The sequence below is a fragment of the Pseudonocardia sp. 2-7 genome (assembly GCF_056341085.1).
On sequence record NZ_CP094507.1, the window covers coordinates 1,332,355 to 1,348,145 of the forward strand.

The window sequence follows — 15,791 nt, forward strand, 5'->3', positions numbered from 1 at the left end:
TGGGACGCTAGGAGTGCTCGCGGTCGTGGGCAACGAGGATCGTTCGACGATGCCGAACGTTGCGGGTCGATCGGTCCATGATCCAGTCCGCGGAGCGTCCGGACGGCCTACGATCGCTGCGTGGCACGGGCGATCCAGTCGGTGGAGCGGGCGGCGGCGCTGCTGCGGCTGCTCGGCGGTGCGGGGCGCCCGCTGGCGCTGGCCGAGCTGGCGGCGGCCCTGGACCTGCCGCGCCCGACCGCGCACGGGCTGCTGCGCACCCTGCGCGAGGAGGGGCTGGTGGCGCAGGAGTCGTCGTCGGGCCGCTACCTGCTGGGCGAGGGGCTGGGGCGGCTGGGCACCCCGTGGGACCGGCACGACCTGCGCGCCCGGGCGATGAACTGGGCCGACGCGCTGGCGGCGGGCACCGGCTGCGCGGTGTACCTGGGAGTGCCGTCCGCCGACGGGGCCGGGGTCGACCTGGTGCACCACGTGTTCCGGCCGGACGACACACCGCAGCGGCTGCGGACCAACACCACCCAGCCGTTGCACGCGACGGCGTGGGGGCGGTGCCTGCTGGCCTTCGCGCCGGCGTCGGTGCGGGCGGTCGAGCCGCTGGAGACCTACACGCGGGCGACCGTGACCGACCCGGCGGCGCTGACCCGGGAGATCACGGCGACGCGGCGGCGCGGCTGGGCGGCCGACGCCGGCGGCTGGGAGCCGGGCGCCGGCGGGCTCGCGGTGCCGGTCCGCAGCGGGGGCGGGCTGACCGTTGCGGCGCTGGGGATCGGCGCCCCGGTCGAGGAGCTGTTCGCCGCGGACGGCCGCGCTCGCCCGGAGGTCGTCGTCGAGCTCGTCGCCGCGGCCGCCGAGATCGCCGACGGGCTGGAGGGACTGACGTGAGCGGCCTGTCGCCGGGGGAGCGGGTGGTCGCCGCGATCGACCAGGGGACGACGTCGACGCGCTGCCTGCTGTTCACCCGCTCGGGCCGGATGGTCGCGGTCGCCCAGCGGGAGCACCGGCAGCACTTCCCGAGCCCGGGCCGCGCCGAGCACGACGCCTCGGAGATCTGGCGCGCGGTGACCCGGGTCGTGCCCGCCGCGCTGCGCCGCGCCGGCCTGGGGCCGCAGAACGTGGTCGCGCTCGGGATCGCGAACCAGCGCGAGACGACGGTCGTCTGGAACCGCCGCACCGGGGTCCCGCTCGCGCGGGCGATCACCTGGCAGGACACCCGGACCACCGACATCGTCGCCGGTCTCGCCGCTGACGCCGACGCCGCCCGCTGGGCCCGGGTCAGCGGGCTCGGCCCGGCGACGTACTTCGCGGGACCGCGGCTGCAGTGGCTGCTCGACCACGTGCCGGGTGCGCGCGACGGCGCCGAACGCGGCGAGGTCCTGTTCGGGACGATGGAGTCCTGGCTGATCTGGAACCTCACCGGCGGCCCCGACGGCGGCGTGCACGTCACCGACGTCACCAACGCCAGCCGCACGATGCTGATGGACCTGCGCACGCTGGAGTGGTCCGACGCGCTGTGTTCGGCGCTGCGGGTGCCGCGGGGGATGCTGCCGACCATCGTGCCGAACGCCCGCGTCTACGGCCGGTGCTCCGGTCTGCTGGACGGTGTGCCGGTCGCCGGTGCCCTCGGCGACCAGCAGGCGGCGCTGGTCGGCCAGACCTGCTTCGCGCCCGGCGAGGCGAAGTGCACCTACGGCACGGGTGCGTTCCTGCTGAAGAACACCGGCTCCCGCATCGCCGGGTCCGAGGCCGGCCTGATCCCGACCGTCGGCTACCTGTTCGGCGACCGGCCGGTCTACGCGCTCGAGGGCTCGATTGCGATGACCGGCTCGCTGGTGCAGTGGTTCCGCGACGCGCTGGGCATGATCTCCACGGCGGCCCGGATCGAGACGCTCGCACTGACCGTCCCGGACAACGGCGGCTGCTATGTCGTCCCCGCCTTCTCCGGTCTCTACGCCCCGCACTGGTACCCCGACGCCCGCGGCGTGATCGTCGGCCTGACCTCCTACATCCACCGCGGCCACCTCGCCCGCGCGGTGCTGGAGGCGACCGCGTGGCAGACCCGTGAGGTGCTCGACGCGATGAACGCCGACTCCGGCCTGCCCGTCACCCGCCTGAAGGTCGACGGCGGCATGACCGCGAACCACCTGCTCATGCAGTGCGTCGCCGATGTCCTGGACCTCACGGTGGAACGTCCCCTGGGTTCGGAGGCGGTGTCGCTCGGCGCGGCGTACGCGGCCGGCCTGGCCGTCGGTTACTGGCCGGACCCGGAGGTACTGCGCCGCAACTGGCACCGGGCGGCCGCCTGGGAGCCGACGATGGACCCCGGCCTGCGCCGCCGCGAGCACGACAACTGGAAGCGGGCGGTGCAGCGGAGCACGGGGTGGGCGCGCCCGGACTGAGCCTCGCGGGGACGTGCCGCGGACGCCTCAGCGTTCTGCCGCCCGCTGCCGACGCCGTCGGACCCGGTCCCGGTACTGGTGGTCCCGCATCTCCTGGAACCGGCGCACGGCGACGTCGAGGATCCGCCCGGTCACCGGCGCGAACCAGTCGATCCACTCCCCGGGGACACCGGTCACGATCCGCCGGGCGCCGGTGTCGGTCACGTCCTCCCAGAGGATCTCGTGGGCCCGGGCGGACGCCAGGACGAGCAGCCGGCGACCGTCCTCGGGATCCGGCTCGCGTTCGATCAGGTCGCGCTCCTCCAGCCGCGCGAGCAGCCGGGTGGTGCCTCCGGTCGCGAGCCCGACGGTCTCCGCGACCTCCGCGCCGGTCATGGCCCGACGGGCGAGCAGCAGCTCGGCGAGCACCGTGTACTCGTGCACCGTCAGCCCGAACCGCTCGGCGACGGACCGGATCCGGTAGAAGCCGAGCAGCTCCGCCCTGGCGAGGAGCGGTCCGAGCACCTCCGCGGTCTCGGCCCGGATCCGGCGGTCCTCCTCCGCCTCCGTCCGCCACGCGCGCGTGTCCCGTCCGACGGCCCCGATGTCCCCGACGGCCCCGGCGGCCCCGGTGCCCCCGGCGGCCCCGGTGTCCCCGGCGGCCCCGATGTCCCCGGCGGCCCCGGCGGCCCCGGTGCCCCCGGCGGCCCCGGTGTCCCCGGCGGCCCCGATGTCCCCGGCGGCCCCGGCGGCCCCGGTGTCTCCGGCTGCCCCGGTGACTCCGACGTCTCGGACGGCCTCCGATGATCCGAGGCCATCGGGGAGCGGGCTCCCCGGAGTGGAGTCCGGACGGATTCGCTTACCGGGTAAGCGAGTTCCGCGGACCTCCCCACCCGACGCGACGGTCGACCGGTCCTCGCCGCGTGGCCGGGCGGAGCCGGGGTCGGAGCCGGGGTCGGGGTCGGAGCCGCCGGCCGGATCCGACGACCCCTTCCCGCGAATTCGCTTACCCAGTAAGCGAATTCGCGGAACAGCGATACCCCGGGACCTCCGGTCGGGTCCGCCGAGCATGTCGTGGGAGGTGTCGTGGGAGGTGTCGCGCCGCATGGGGAAGCGGTAGCAGACCGGGCGGTCCACCACTGCGGATTCCGCTGAGCGGTTCGCGATCGTGGCGCCCGGCCGGAGGGCGCCGTCGGTGAAGGTGGGATGGGCGGTCAGCGGGTGAACGCCCCGGCGTCGGTCAGGTCGGCGGTGCGGGTCTCGTGCAGGCCCCACACGCACAGGCCCGACACGGCGGCCAGTCCGGCGATCAGCAGCGACACCGGCCAGGACGCGCCGGTCGCGGCGACCAGGCTGGTGGCGAGCAGTGGCGTGATGCCGCCGCCGACGATGCTGGAGGCGTTGTAGCCGATCGACGCGCCGGTGTAGCGGTAGCGCGTCGCGAACAGTTCCGGCAGGAACGCGCCCATCGGGGCGAACACACCGGCGAAGGCGATCATCGCGACCGAGAAGCCGACGGCGATGAGGACCCCGTCACCGGTCCCGAGCAGCCAGAACAGCGGGAACGCCCACAGCACCGCCAGGATGCAGGCCCACAGACACACCCGGCGCCGTCCGACCCGGTCCGAGAGCACCGCGAGGACCGGGGTCGCCACGCCCATCACCGCCGCCGCGACCATGGCCGCGACCAGCAGGGTCGTCCGGGACAGACCGAGCTCGGAGGTGCCGTAGGACAGGCTGAACGTGGTGACCGTGTAGAAGATCGTGTGGGTGATGATCATTCCGCCGGTCGCGAGGAGCAGGGACCGGGGCTGACGGCGCACCACCTCGGCGACCGGCGCCTTCTCGCGCTCCTGCTCGCGCATCGCCTTCTCGAACACGGGGGTCTCGGCGATCCGCAGCCCGATGTAGAGCCCGACGACCACCAGGACCGCGCTGGCCAGGAACGGCACCCGCCAGCCCCAGGCGGCGAACTGGGCGTCGGTCAGGGCGGCGGAGAGCGCGAGGAACGCCCCGCTCGCGATGATGAACCCGACCGCCGGGCCGACCTGCGGGAAGCTCGAATAGAGTCCGCGACGTCCCTCGGGCGCGTGCTCGGTGGCCATCAGGACCGCACCGCCCCACTCGCCGCCGAGCCCGAAGCCCTGCAGGAACCGGCACAGCACCAGCAGTACCGGCGCGGCGATCCCGATCGTCGAGTACGTCGGCAGCAGTCCGATCGCGACGGTGCCGACGCCCATCGTCAGCAGCGAGACCACCAGGGTCGCCTTGCGGCCGACCCGGTCGCCGAAGTGCCCGAAGGCGACCGCGCCGACCGGGCGTGCGACGAACCCGACGCCGAAGGTCGCGAACGCCGCCAGCGTGCCGACCAGGGGGTCGAGGTCGGGGAAGAACAGCGTGCCGAAGACCAGGGCCGCGGCGGTGCCGTAGATGTAGAAGTCGTAGAACTCGATCGCGGTGCCGATGAAGCTGGCGACGGCGATGCGCTGCGCCGACATGGTCGGTGCGGTCTCCGCGTCCGGCCCCCTCGTCGCCCCCGGTCCGGTCGATGCGTCCGGTTCGGTCACTGGTCCCCCTCCTCGCGCGGCATCCGCCGCAGCAGCTCCGGTCCGAAGCGGGTCACGTGGGCCCGCGCGGCGGCCTCGGCGCGGGCCGGGTCGCCGGAGGTGATGTCGTCGAGCAGCGAGCGGTGGCTGTCGGCGATGTCGCCCAGGTCGTCGTAGAGGTCGCGGGACAGCCGGAAGACGTGCTGCAGCGGGGCCGAGATCGTCTCCCAGGTGTGCAGCAGGCGCCGTCGTCCGCAGAGCTCGTGGATCCGGCGGTGCAGTGCGAAGTCCAGGGTCACCGCGGCGGCGCTGTCCCGCGCTGCGCAGGCGGCGTGCAGGTCGTCGACGATCCGGCCGAGCTCCCGGGCGTGCTCCGCCGATCCGGTCGTGGCCAGGGCCCGCACGGCCAGCGGCTCGGTCGCGGCGCGCAGCGCGATGATCTCCTCGGCGTCGTCGGCGGTCAGCGTCGCGACCCGGGCGCCGCGGCGGGGGAGCAGCACGACCAGCCCCTCGGCGTCGAGCCTGCGCAGCGCGTCGCGGACCGGGCCGCGGCTGATCCCCAGCCGCGCGGCGAGCTCGCGCTCGACCAGCCGGTCACCGTCGCGCAGCGAACCGGACAGGATCAGGCCCCGCACCCGGTCGGCCGCCGCGTCGCCGAGGCCGGGATGGGCGGCGAGGTCCCCGACCTCCGGCGTCGGGCTGGTCACCCGGCCTCCAGCTCCGCCCGCAACCGGTGGGCGACACCGGACCCGGTCACCGGCTCGACGTCGTCGCGGGTCACCGGGGCGCCCGCGGCGACGGCGCGCCGCAGCGTGACACCGTCGGCCAGCCCGATCGGCAGGAAACCGCCGGTCCGGGCCGCGGCGGCCGGGCGGACCACCCCGTGCACGGTCGAGCCGCCCTCGCCGTCGAGCCGGTCCCCGGGGACCAGGTCGCGCTTGGCGGTGGCGACGACGTCGGCCACCCAGCCCCGCGGCAGCCCGGAGTCCGCGCCGCGGGCCCCCGCGGCGCACACGCTCTGGGCCAGCTCCAGCCCGATGAGGTGGTACGGCCGGTACATCGCGGTGTAGCGGCCCGAGGGGTCGGTGCGCAGCCCGTAGTTCGCGAAGCAGCCCGCGACGTAGTCGCTCGGCGCCTCCAGCGTCACGTAGACGCCCCACCGCAGGTCCCGGTCCACGGGGCTCCCGTCGCGGTGCAGCGACGACACGACCTCCACCGTCCCGGTCCGGTCCAGCACCCCGCCCGCCTCGCGCGGGATGCACACCCGCTGCAGGTCGTCGGTGCCCGCGGGCGGGAAGGCGAGCCCGTCCTCCGGCGGGAGCAGGCCGGTCGCGTTCGCGACGGCGGCCATCTCGATCGCGGACTTCGTGCCGTCGAGGAAGGAGTTGAACATGACCGGGTTCAGCCCGGACCCCGCCGCGTGCTCGGGGGTGAACCCGTAGTGCCCCCACACCGTCTCCGGCGTGGAGCGGTGGTACTCCGGCAGGTACTTGGTCCCCTTCCCGGCGGCGACGACAGCGAAGCCGTTGGTCCGCGCCCAGTCCACCAGCTCGCAGATCAGGCTGGGCTGGTCGCCCGAGGCCATCGTGTAGACCACGCCCCGCTCGGCCGCGCGGGCCGCGAGCACCGGACCGACGAGCACGTCGGCCTCGACGGTCACCATCACGACGTGCTGCCCGGCCTCGATCGCGCCCAGCGCGTGCGCGGCGCCCGCGACGGGGGAGCCGGTCGCCTCGACGACGACGTCCACGTCGTCGGCCCCGAGCACCGCGTCGACCGAGGTCGCGACCCGGGTCCCGGTGAGCCCGGCGGTGTCCAGCGCGGCGCGGCCGCGCTCCTCCGAGAGGTCGACGACGGCGCTGACCTGCAGGTTCGGCACCCGGGCCGCCTGGTGCAGGAACATCGTCGCGAACGTGCCCGCACCGATCACGCCGGCCCGGACCGGTGTGGAGCGCTGCTGCATCGTCTCGAACAGACCCATCCGGTGCCCCTCCACGCCGCGCCGCCGTGCCACCCCGCTGTGGCCGACGATCGCACCGTGCGCCGGTGCACGGTCGACTGTCAATGGTTGACCAGACTGTGGAACGCCGCGATGTGGTCGCTTGCTCACGATGTGGGTGATCTGTCACGGTGTCGACCGGCCCGGTCACCGCCGTCCGGGCCGGTCGACACCGAGGAGCGAGGCCGATGGGGCCCGAGATCATCGCGATCGCCGTGCTGGTGGTCATGTTCGTGATCGCCACGACGATGCCGGTCAACCTCGGCGCACTGGGGTTGCTGGGCGCGACCGCGGTCGGGATCGGCGTGCTGGGGCTGAGCCTCGACGACGTCCTCGCGGGCTTCCCCGGAGACCTGTTCCTGCTGCTCGTCGGGCTGACCTACCTGTTCGCGCTGGCGACGGCCAACGGCACCGTCGACCTGATCGTCCACTGGGCGATGCGGGCCGTCCGCGGACGGCTGGTGCTCGCGCCGTTCGTGTTCTTCGCGATCTCGTGCGGGCTCTCGGGGCTCGGGGCGTTGTTCGCGGTCGCGATCGTCGCACCGCTGGCGATGCCCTTCGCCCGGCGCTACGGCATCAACCTGCTGCTCATGGGCATGATGGTCGTGCACGGCGCGCTCGGCGGGGCGTTCTCGCCGATCACCGTCTACGGCGCGTTCGTGAACTCGACGATGGCGGGCGTGGGCCTGCCCAGCGACCCGATCGCGCTGTTCCTGACCCCGCTCGTGGTCAACGTCGTGATCGCCGTCGTGATCTTCCTGGTGCTCGGCGGCCGGTCGCTCGTCGGGCGCACGGTCGACCCGGTCGAGGCTCCGGACGCCGACGCCGCCCCCGCCGGGGGCACCGGGGCCGGGAGCGGCGCCGCGGCCGGCACCGTGACCGGGGCCCCGGTCGCCGGCCGGGTGGGGCTGGAGCAGGGCATCACGCTGGCCGGCATCGCGCTCATGGCCGTCGGCTCCGCCGCGTTCGGCTGGGACGTCGGCGTCGTCGCGCTCGCCGTCGCGATCGTGCTGCGGCTGGTCGCCCCGCGCCGCCCGGACGTCGTCGGGAGGATCTCCTGGTCCACCGTCCTGCTGATCTGCGGTGTCGTCACCTACGTCGGCGTGCTCCTGGAGGCCGGTGCGGTCGACCTTGTCTCCTCGGGGATCAGCGGGATCGGCGCACCGCTGCTCGCGGCGCTGCTGCTCTGCTACGTCGGCGGCGTGCTCTCGGCGTTCGCGTCCTCGGTGGCGATCCTCGGCGTCGCGATCCCGCTCGCCCTGCCGATCCTGCAGCAGGGTGAGGTGTCCGCGGTCGGGATGGTGGCGGCGCTCGCGGTCGCCGCGACCGTCGTCGACGTCAGCCCGTTCTCCACGAACGGGGCGCTGGTGCTCGCCAACGCGCCCGCCGACGTCGACCGGGACCGCTTCTACCGGCAGATGCTCGCCTACGCCGGCGTGGTCGTGCTGGTCGGTCCGCTGCTGGCCTGGGCACTGCTCGTACTGCCCGGGGTGCTCTGAACGGGTTAACGTCCGGGCATGAACGACGCCGCCGTCGCCGCCGGGCGCCTCGCCCGTGGGCTGGAACCGCTGCACTCCCAGGTCTACTTCGCCCCCGAGGGCGAACCGGCCTACACCGCCGCCGGGCTGGAGCCGGGCCGGATGAGCTACTTCGCCCCGCGGGCCGCACCGATGGGCGCGGTCGGCGCCTCGGTGGTCACCGCGACGTTCTACAACTTCTCCCCGCGCCTGGTCGCGAAGTCGGTCCCGCGGGCGTGGGAGCTGGTGTCCGCACCGGACCTGCTCGACGTGCGGTTCGCCGTCGCCGACGCCTCGCTGCGCCGCACCCTGGGCGACGACGCCGTCGCCTCGCCCGAGATGGCCGAGGCCGCCGGGCTGGCCCGGACCGCGGCCGGGGCCGTCACCCCCGACGGGCGCCCGCTCGCCGCCGGCCACCTCGACGTGCCCTGGCCGACCGCGCCGCACCTGGTCCTCTGGCACGCGCTGTCGATCCTGCGCGAGCACCGCGGCGACGGGCACATCGCGCTCCTGGTCGAGGCCGGGCTGTCCGGGCTGGAGGCGCTGGTGACCGCGACCGCGACGGGCACCGGGTTCACCGTGGCCTTCGCCCGCGGCAGCCGCGGCTGGTCGGCCGCCGAGTGGAACGCCGCCGTCGCCGGACTCGCGGACCGTGGTCTGCTGCAGCCGGCCGACACGGCCGGGGACGACGCCGTCGAACCGGTCCTGACCGAGGAGGGCACGGCGCTGCGCAAGCGGATCGAGAACGACACCCACCGCCTCGGCGCCGCCCCGTGGTCCGCGCTCGGCGCCGACGGGGCCACGCGGCTCGGGGAGCTCGGCGGGGCGTTCGTCCGGACGGCCCTGGCGAACGGGGCGTTCCCCGCCGAGGGGGTCTTCGCGGCGCGTCCGAAGGGCTGATCGCACTCCGCGCCCGGCCTCAGGACGGGCGCGGTGTCCTGACTGCCCGATATGGTGCGCTCCGCAACCGACCATCGTGGTCGGTGTGGTGACCTGCAGGAGGACCCCGGTGCTCGAGATCAGCGACCTCGAATGGGCCGTCACGATCGGCGTGATCATCGCGCTGCTCGCGTTCGACCTCGTCCTGGGCTGGCTGCGGCCGCACCGGGTGGGATTCAAGGAGGCCACCGCCTGGTCGGTGTTCTACATCCTGGTCGCGATCGCGTTCGGGCTGGTGTTCGCGACGATCCACGGCTGGGACTTCGGCACCCAGTACTTCACGGGCTACATCGTCGAGAAGAGCCTGTCGGTCGACAACCTGTTCGTCTTCGTCGTGATCATGACGACGTTCGCGGTGCCGGAGGAGCACCAGCACAAGGTGCTGACCTTCGGCATCGTGCTCGCCCTGATCATGCGCGCGATCTTCATCGCGGTCGGGGCGACGCTGCTGAACCTGTTCTCGTTCATGTTCCTGGTCTTCGGTCTGCTCCTGCTGTGGACCGCCGTGCAGCTCTACCGGCACAAGGACGAGGACCCCGACATCGAGGACAACATGGTCGTGAAGGGCGCGCGCAGGCTCTTCCCGGTCACCGAGGAGTACGATGGCGGGAAGCTGTTCACCCGGGACAACGGCCGCCGGGTCGCCACCCCGATGTTCATCGTGCTGGTCTCGATCGGCGGCATCGACCTGCTGTTCGCGCTCGACTCGATCCCCGCGGTGTTCGGCGTGACCCAGGAGGCGTTCATCGTCTTCACCGCGAACGCCTTCGCCCTGCTCGGCCTGCGGGCGCTGTTCTTCCTGGTCAAGGGCCTGCTGGACCGCCTGGTCTACCTCTCGACCGGCTTGGCGGTCATCCTGGGCTTCATCGGGGTGAAGCTGGTCCTGCACTGGGCCCACGTCGACATCAACCCGGCCGTCCCGGAGATCCCGACCATGGCCAGCCTGGTCGTGATCCTGGGGATCCTCGCCGTGGTCACCGTCGCGAGCCTGATCAAGACGCGCAACGACCCGTCGATGACCGCCCACGCCGGGTCGCTGCGTGCCCGCAAGGAGCGCTCCGAGCAGCGCGACTGAGCCGGTCCGGCCGGCCCGGCGCTCAGCCGGGCAGGCCGGCCAGGCCGGGCCCGCCGAGCGGGGTGACCTCGATGTAGTCCGGCGGGGCGGTGAGCAGCGCCAGCACGTCGCCCAGGCCGCTCTCGCCGATGTCGCGGCTCAGCGCCGCCTCCGACGACGCGGCGTCGGACCACATCTCGGTGACCCAGACGACGTCGGGCTCGTCCGGGGTGGCGTTCACGACGTAGGCGAGGCAGCCGGGCTGGGCGGCCATGTCGTCGGCGACGCGGAGCAGCGCGCCCGCCAGCTCGGTCCCCTGTCCCTCCAGGGCCACCATCCGCACGTACCGGCCGACCCGCTCGCTCGTCTCCACGGCGGCGACCGTAGACGGCCGCTCCCGGCGTCGCGGGGCCGGGGCGGGCTCGGCCGGCGGGCCGGGCGGCGTCGCCGGGGCCGTCCCTCCGCACCGGAGGCGGTGCCGACGATCTCCTCGGATGCCGTGGTTCCGGTCCACTCCGATCCACCCGCCGCCATCCAGGACAGGATCGGACCGGAATCGGCGGCACACTGGTCGTCGTGATGGGGACATCGGCGCGGCTGCTGCGCCTGCTCGGGCTGCTGCAGGTGCCGCGCGACTGGACGGGGCCCGCCCTGGCCGAGCGCCTCGACGTCGACGTGCGCACCGTCCGCCGCGACGTCGACAAGCTCCGCACCCTCGGCTACCCGGTCCACTCCACACCCGGGGTGACCGGCGGCTACCGGCTCGGCGCCGGGGCCGCGCTGCCACCCCTGCTGCTCGACGACGACGAGGCCGTCGCCGTCGCGGTCGGGCTGCGGACCGCCGCGGGCGGGTCGGTCTCGGGCATCGAGGAGACCTCGGTCCGGGCCCTGGCCAAGCTGGAGCAGGTCCTGCCGAACCGGCTGCGCCGCCGCGTCGCCGCGCTGGGCACCGCGACGTCCACGCTCGCCGCGCGCGGCCCGACCGTCGACGCGGACGTGCTGTCCGCACTGGCCGCCGCCTGCCGCGACCACGAGGTCCTGCGGTTCGACTACGTCGCGGGGGACGGGACCGAGACCCGCCGGGTCGCCGAACCCGAGGGTCTCGTGCACACCGGGCGCCGCTGGTACCTCGTCGCCTGGGACACCGGCCGCGACGACCGCCGCACCTTCCGGGTCGACCGGATGCGGCCCAAGCTGCCCGCCGGGCCGCGCTTCGTCCCGCGCCCGGAACCGGAGGGCGGGCTCGCCGCGTTCGCCCAGCGCGGTATCTCCTCGGGTGCCTACCCGCACCGGGCGCGGATCGTGTTCCACGCCCCGGCGGAGCGGATCGCCGAGCACGTCACCCCGGCGTCGGGGATCGTGACCGACCTCGGCGGGGACCGCTGCGAGCTCGCGGCCGGGGCCTGGACCCTGGAGTCGCTGGCGGTGTGGCTGTGCTTCTTCGGCGTCGACTTCGAGGTGGTCGAGCCGGTCGAGCTGGTGGAGCACCTCGACGCGGTCGCCGCCCGCCTCGGGCGGGCCGCGGACCACGCGCGCGCGAACGGCGGCGGCTGACCGGACCGCTCAGCCCACGGCGCGGACCGCGCCCACGGGCGTGCCGTGGCCGAGCACGTCGGTGCGGGTCGCGGCGGTGAGCGCGTCGGACCCGGTGCCGAGGGACTCCAGCACGGCGCGGGCGACGACCGGCAGCGGCCGCGGCGACCCGTCCAGCACGGTGACGGCGAACGCCCGCCCGTCGGGCAGCGCGGCCGCCAGCACACCCTCGGCTCCGTCCTTGACGACCAGGCCCGGCACCGCGCCGGCCAACCGGGTCACCGGCCGGTCCGTGCCGCCGACCCACCACGGGTGCGCGCGGACCGCGGCCGCGACCCGCCCCTCGGGGGTGTCCGGTGCGGCCGTCGCCAGCATCGCGAAGGCCCTGGCCAGCCCGGCCGGGGTGGTGCCGAACAGCGGGGCGCCGCAGCCGTCGACGGTGGTGAGGTCGACCGGCACCCCGGTCAGCTCGGCGACGGTCTCCCGGACCAGCCACTGCAACGGGTGCGCGGGGTCGCGGTAGCCGGCCGTCGGCCACCCCGCGGCCACGCAGGCGGCGAGCATCGCGGCGTGCTTGCCCGAGCAGTTCTGCAGCACCGGCGACGGTCCCGACCCCGCCGCGCGGACGGCCGCCGCGGCCGCCGGCCCCAGCGGCAGGTCCGGGGTGTTGTCCAGGTCGGCCTCGTCGAGCCCGGCACCGGTGAGGATGCGCCGCACGCCGTCGACGTGGCCGGGCTCGCCGGAGTGCGAGGCACAGGCCAGCGCGAGCAGCTCGCCGTCGAGGTCCAGCCCGGCCCGCAGCATCGCCACCGCCTGCACCGGCTTGAGCGCCGAGCGCGGCAGGAACGCCACGTCCGGGTCGCCGGAGCCGGTCACGGTGCCGCCGGGGCGGTGCACCGCGACGGTGCCCAGGTGCACCGACTCCACCGTGCCCTCCCGCTCCACGACGGCCAGCGGGACGGCGGCGGCCAGGACGGGTGGGACGGTGCCGGGTGTGCTCATGCGGCCGACGCTACGTCCGCCGCGGCGGACGCTCAGGCGGGGACCGGGGCCAGACCCAGCTCCCGTGCCAGCTCCGGCGTCGGATGCACCGGGACGGGACCGTAGGCGTTGTCCCGGGCCGAGCGCCGCCGCACGGCGGGCAGGCGCATCAGCAGCCGGACGAACGCGGGAGGGGCGATGGTGCGGCCGCGCTCGCGGGCCCGTGCGACGCCCCGCTCGATGCGGACCTGTCGGCTCTGCACGGACACGATCGCGGGCTCCCGCTCGGCCTGGACCGCGGCGAGCGTCGCGGTGCCGACCGTGCCCGCCCGCAGCGCGGGCACCAGGTGGTTCGCCGCGGCGAGCGCGTCCTGCAGGGCCATCAGGATCCCGTTGCCGCCGACGGGGGAGATGACGTGCGCGGCGTCGCCGATCAGCAGCAGACCGGGCCGGTGCCAGTCCGGGACCCGGGAGATGTCGACCGACAGGAGCGTGGCGTCGTCGAGGTCGGTGAGCAGACCGACCCGGCCGGCCAGCCACGGCACCAGCCCGGCGACCTCGCGGCGCACGTGCTCCACCCCGGCCTCGCGCAGCGCCGGATAGCCGCCCTTGGGCAGCGACAGGCCGACCTGCCAGCGGTCCTCGCCGCCGAGCAGGCCGACGTAGCTGCGGGTGCCGAGGAACAGGTCGACGGCGGCGTCGGGCGGGTCGTCGTCGTGGCGGGGCAGGGCGAACCACAGCAGGTCGGTGGTGGCCCCCTGGGACTCCGCGGTCAGGCCGGCGAGGGTGCGCAGGCGGGAGAACCGGCCGTCGGCGGCGACGACCAGCCCGGCGTCGATCCGCTCCCCGGACCGCAGGGTCACCCCGCGGACGGGGTCGTCGGCGGTGCCGGCGCCGAGCAGGCCGTTCACCGCGGCGCCGGTGCGCAGCTCGAAGGTCGGCAGGGTCGCCGCCTCGGCGGCGAGGACGTCGAGGAACCGGGCCTGCGGCATGAGCGCGACGTAGTCGTAGGGGGTGTCGAGCAGGCCGTAGTCGGTGGTGGTGACCGTCCCGCGACCGGTGCGGAAGCGGAACCGCCGGGCCGGGACGTGCGGCTGCTCCAGCAGGCGTCCGGCGAGCCCGAGCCGGTCGAACAGCTCGAGCGTCCACGGGTGCAGGGAGTCGCCGCGGAAGTCGCGGTCGAAGTCCCGGTGGCGTTCGAGCAGTGTCACCGGCAGGCCCGCCCGGGCCAGCAGGTAGGCGAGCAGCATGCCGCCGGGGCCACCGCCCGCGACGATCGTCCGTTCCGCGGTCACCCGACCATGTTAGCTCGCCGATCGAGTGTCTTGTCCATCGAGGGAGTTGAACTGGGGGAGCGGTCGGCGGCACAGGAAGGTGCGGGCGGGCGGCGGGTTGCGCCACTCGGTCGCGGTCTCCACGACCTCGTCGAAGTGGGTGTCGAGCAGGTCGCGCAGCACCCGCACCCGGTTCGGCAGCGCCATCCAGGTGATGATCATGCTCATCACCCCGCCCGGGACCAGTCGGCGCGCGATCGTGCCCATGACCTGCAGGCGCAGGGTCTGCGGGAACACCGCCCACGGCAGGGTCGAGACGAACGCGTCGACCTCGGTGATGCCGGCCTCGTCGAGGATCCGGTCCAGGTCGGCGACGTCGCCCTGCACGACCTCCAGCCACGGCTTGTGCCGGCGCAGGTGCGCGACCAGCTCGGAGTCGATCTCGATCGCGAGGTAGCGCGCGTGCGGCCCGAGCCGCTCGCGGATCGGCTCGGCGAGCACCCCCGGTCCGGCGCCGAGCTCGACGACGACGCCGTTCGTCCCGCGCGGGACGACGGCGGCGAGCTGGCGGCACAGTCGCCGTCCGGTGAGGAACGGGGTCGCGAGCTGGTCCATCTTCGAGAACGAGCGTTTGAGGAAGACGGCGTGGTCGGGTCGGCCCATGCGGTACATCGTGGCCGTTCGCGCGGTCCCGGTCATGTCCGGGCGATCCGGGTCACCCGGCGACGGGCGTGTGTCGGTCGGTGTCGTTCCTGTTAAGCGAGCGCCGAGGGGCTTCCGTACACGCTGTATCCACCGTATACAGAGCACATGGCACCGGAAGATCCGCTGGTCGACGCCCTGCGTCGCGCGATCGTGGAAGGCGTGTACCCGCCCGGCCACCGGCTGGTGCAGGAGGAGCTCGCGGACCGCTACGGCGTCAGCCGCATCCCGCTGCGGGAGGCGCTGCGCACCCTGGTCGGCGAGGGCCTGCTGCGCAGCGAGGCCGGCCGCGGCACCTTCGTCACCGAGCTGGACCTGGCCGAGATCGACGAGATCTACGACCTGCGGCGCATGGTCGAGCCGAGCTTCGCCCCGCACGTCGCGGACCGGGTGTCCCGGCGCGACGTCGCGCGGTTCGACGGCATGGCCGGCGACATGGACCAGGTCGCCCGGACCGGCGCCGCCGAGTGGTCCCGCACCAACCTGGCCTTCCACCTCGACATGTACCGGCTCGCCCGGCTGCCGCTGCGCTACGAGCTGATCTCCCAGCTCTACCACCGCCTGGAGCCCTACTCCCGGTTCTACGTGCACGGCACCGGCGCCTACGAGCGCGTGCAGGACGAGCACCGGGGCATGGTGCAGGCACTGGCCGACGGCGACGCCGACGAGCTCGGCCGTCTCGTGCTGGCCCACATCGACGGCGGCCAGGAGGGCCTGCACGCGGCCTGGTCGGCCGACCGGGGCGAGCTCTCCGCGTTCTGGGCGGCACGGGAGGCGAGGTGCGACATCGACCTCCTCGGCCGGCTCCGGCCCGGGGATCCCCTGCGTCTGGACGCCATCGTGTCCGGCCGCGACACCGAAGGATGAGAGG

15 protein-coding genes are annotated in these 15,791 nt (G+C 74.6%); 7 read left to right on the forward strand and 8 right to left on the reverse strand.

Annotated features, from left to right (window positions below; translation table 11 throughout):
- Window positions 1–120: 120 nt before the first annotated feature.
- Both MTO91_RS06720 and glpK read left to right on the forward strand, forming a co-directional pair.
- A complete protein-coding gene (locus MTO91_RS06720) occupies window positions 121–882 on the forward strand; it encodes an IclR family transcriptional regulator (RefSeq protein WP_178374095.1) in 762 nt (253 codons plus the stop codon).
- Window positions 879–2,396, forward strand: a complete 1,518-nt coding sequence (gene glpK / locus MTO91_RS06725) for a glycerol kinase GlpK (RefSeq protein ID WP_405418819.1) — start codon at window positions 879–881, stop codon at window positions 2,394–2,396. Before MTO91_RS06720 ends, glpK begins: the two co-directional genes overlap by 4 nt.
- A gap of 27 nt (window positions 2,397–2,423) precedes the next feature.
- On the opposite strand, the gene MTO91_RS06730 is transcribed toward glpK, so the two are convergent.
- The 4 genes from MTO91_RS06730 to MTO91_RS06745 form a co-directional block, all read right to left on the reverse strand.
- Entirely contained in the window at window positions 2,424–2,900 is a 477-nt protein-coding gene (locus MTO91_RS06730; RefSeq protein ID WP_073575442.1) for a MarR family winged helix-turn-helix transcriptional regulator, read from the reverse strand.
- A gap of 689 nt (window positions 2,901–3,589) precedes the next feature.
- Window positions 3,590–4,873, reverse strand: coding sequence for an MFS transporter (locus tag MTO91_RS06735; protein WP_405421557.1), 1,284 nt, complete (start codon window positions 4,871–4,873; stop codon window positions 3,590–3,592).
- A gap of 65 nt (window positions 4,874–4,938) precedes the next feature.
- Entirely contained in the window at window positions 4,939–5,628 is a 690-nt protein-coding gene (locus MTO91_RS06740) for a GntR family transcriptional regulator (protein WP_476654063.1), read from the reverse strand.
- Window positions 5,625–6,902, reverse strand: a complete 1,278-nt coding sequence (locus tag MTO91_RS06745) for an NAD(P)H-dependent oxidoreductase (RefSeq protein ID WP_476654064.1) — start codon at window positions 6,900–6,902, stop codon at window positions 5,625–5,627. Before MTO91_RS06745 ends, MTO91_RS06740 begins: the two co-directional genes overlap by 4 nt.
- A 206-nt stretch (window positions 6,903–7,108) precedes the next feature.
- Between MTO91_RS06745 and MTO91_RS06750 the strand changes: the two genes are divergently transcribed.
- The 3 genes from MTO91_RS06750 (at window position 7,109) to MTO91_RS06760 (ending at window position 10,451) form a co-directional block, all read left to right on the forward strand.
- The gene (locus MTO91_RS06750) at window positions 7,109–8,419 is read left to right on the forward strand and encodes an SLC13 family permease (protein ID WP_476654065.1); all 1,311 of its coding nucleotides are present in this window, start codon (window positions 7,109–7,111) and stop codon (window positions 8,417–8,419) included.
- An 18-nt stretch (window positions 8,420–8,437) separates the two neighbouring features.
- Window positions 8,438–9,337, forward strand: a complete 900-nt coding sequence (locus tag MTO91_RS06755) for an SCO6745 family protein (protein ID WP_251786830.1) — start codon at window positions 8,438–8,440, stop codon at window positions 9,335–9,337.
- Between the two features lie 109 nt (window positions 9,338–9,446).
- Complete coding sequence (locus MTO91_RS06760; protein WP_405418813.1) at window positions 9,447–10,451, forward strand: TerC family protein; 1,005 nt, start codon at window positions 9,447–9,449, stop codon at window positions 10,449–10,451.
- Window positions 10,452–10,473: 22 nt separating this feature from the next.
- On the opposite strand, the gene MTO91_RS06765 is transcribed toward MTO91_RS06760, so the two are convergent.
- Complete coding sequence (locus tag MTO91_RS06765; protein WP_251786832.1) at window positions 10,474–10,803, reverse strand: putative quinol monooxygenase; 330 nt, start codon at window positions 10,801–10,803, stop codon at window positions 10,474–10,476.
- A gap of 203 nt (window positions 10,804–11,006) precedes the next feature.
- Here MTO91_RS06765 and MTO91_RS06770 point away from each other — a divergent pair, with 203 nt between their 5' ends.
- Window positions 11,007–11,984, forward strand: coding sequence for a helix-turn-helix transcriptional regulator (locus tag MTO91_RS06770; RefSeq protein WP_251786833.1), 978 nt, complete (start codon window positions 11,007–11,009; stop codon window positions 11,982–11,984).
- Between the two features lie 9 nt (window positions 11,985–11,993).
- Here the strand turns inward: MTO91_RS06770 and MTO91_RS06775 are convergent, their stop codons facing one another.
- The 3 genes from MTO91_RS06775 to MTO91_RS06785 are packed head-to-tail and all read right to left on the reverse strand — an operon-like array spanning window position 11,994 to window position 14,881.
- Window positions 11,994–12,965, reverse strand: a complete 972-nt coding sequence (locus MTO91_RS06775; protein ID WP_405418811.1) for an asparaginase — start codon at window positions 12,963–12,965, stop codon at window positions 11,994–11,996.
- A 32-nt stretch (window positions 12,966–12,997) separates the two neighbouring features.
- On the reverse strand, window positions 12,998–14,239 hold the full coding sequence (locus MTO91_RS06780) for an FAD-dependent oxidoreductase (protein WP_476654066.1): 1,242 nt from the start codon (window positions 14,237–14,239) through the stop codon (window positions 12,998–13,000).
- Window positions 14,240–14,248: 9 nt separating this feature from the next.
- Window positions 14,249–14,881 carry a class I SAM-dependent methyltransferase gene (locus MTO91_RS06785; RefSeq protein WP_224403286.1) on the reverse strand — a complete coding sequence of 211 codons (633 nt, stop codon included), beginning with the start codon at window positions 14,879–14,881 and terminating at the stop codon, window positions 14,249–14,251.
- Between the two features lie 147 nt (window positions 14,882–15,028).
- Between MTO91_RS06785 and MTO91_RS06790 the strand changes: the two genes are divergently transcribed.
- Window positions 15,029–15,787, forward strand: coding sequence for a GntR family transcriptional regulator (locus MTO91_RS06790; protein WP_405418808.1), 759 nt, complete (start codon window positions 15,029–15,031; stop codon window positions 15,785–15,787).
- Window positions 15,788–15,791 lie beyond the last annotated feature (4 nt).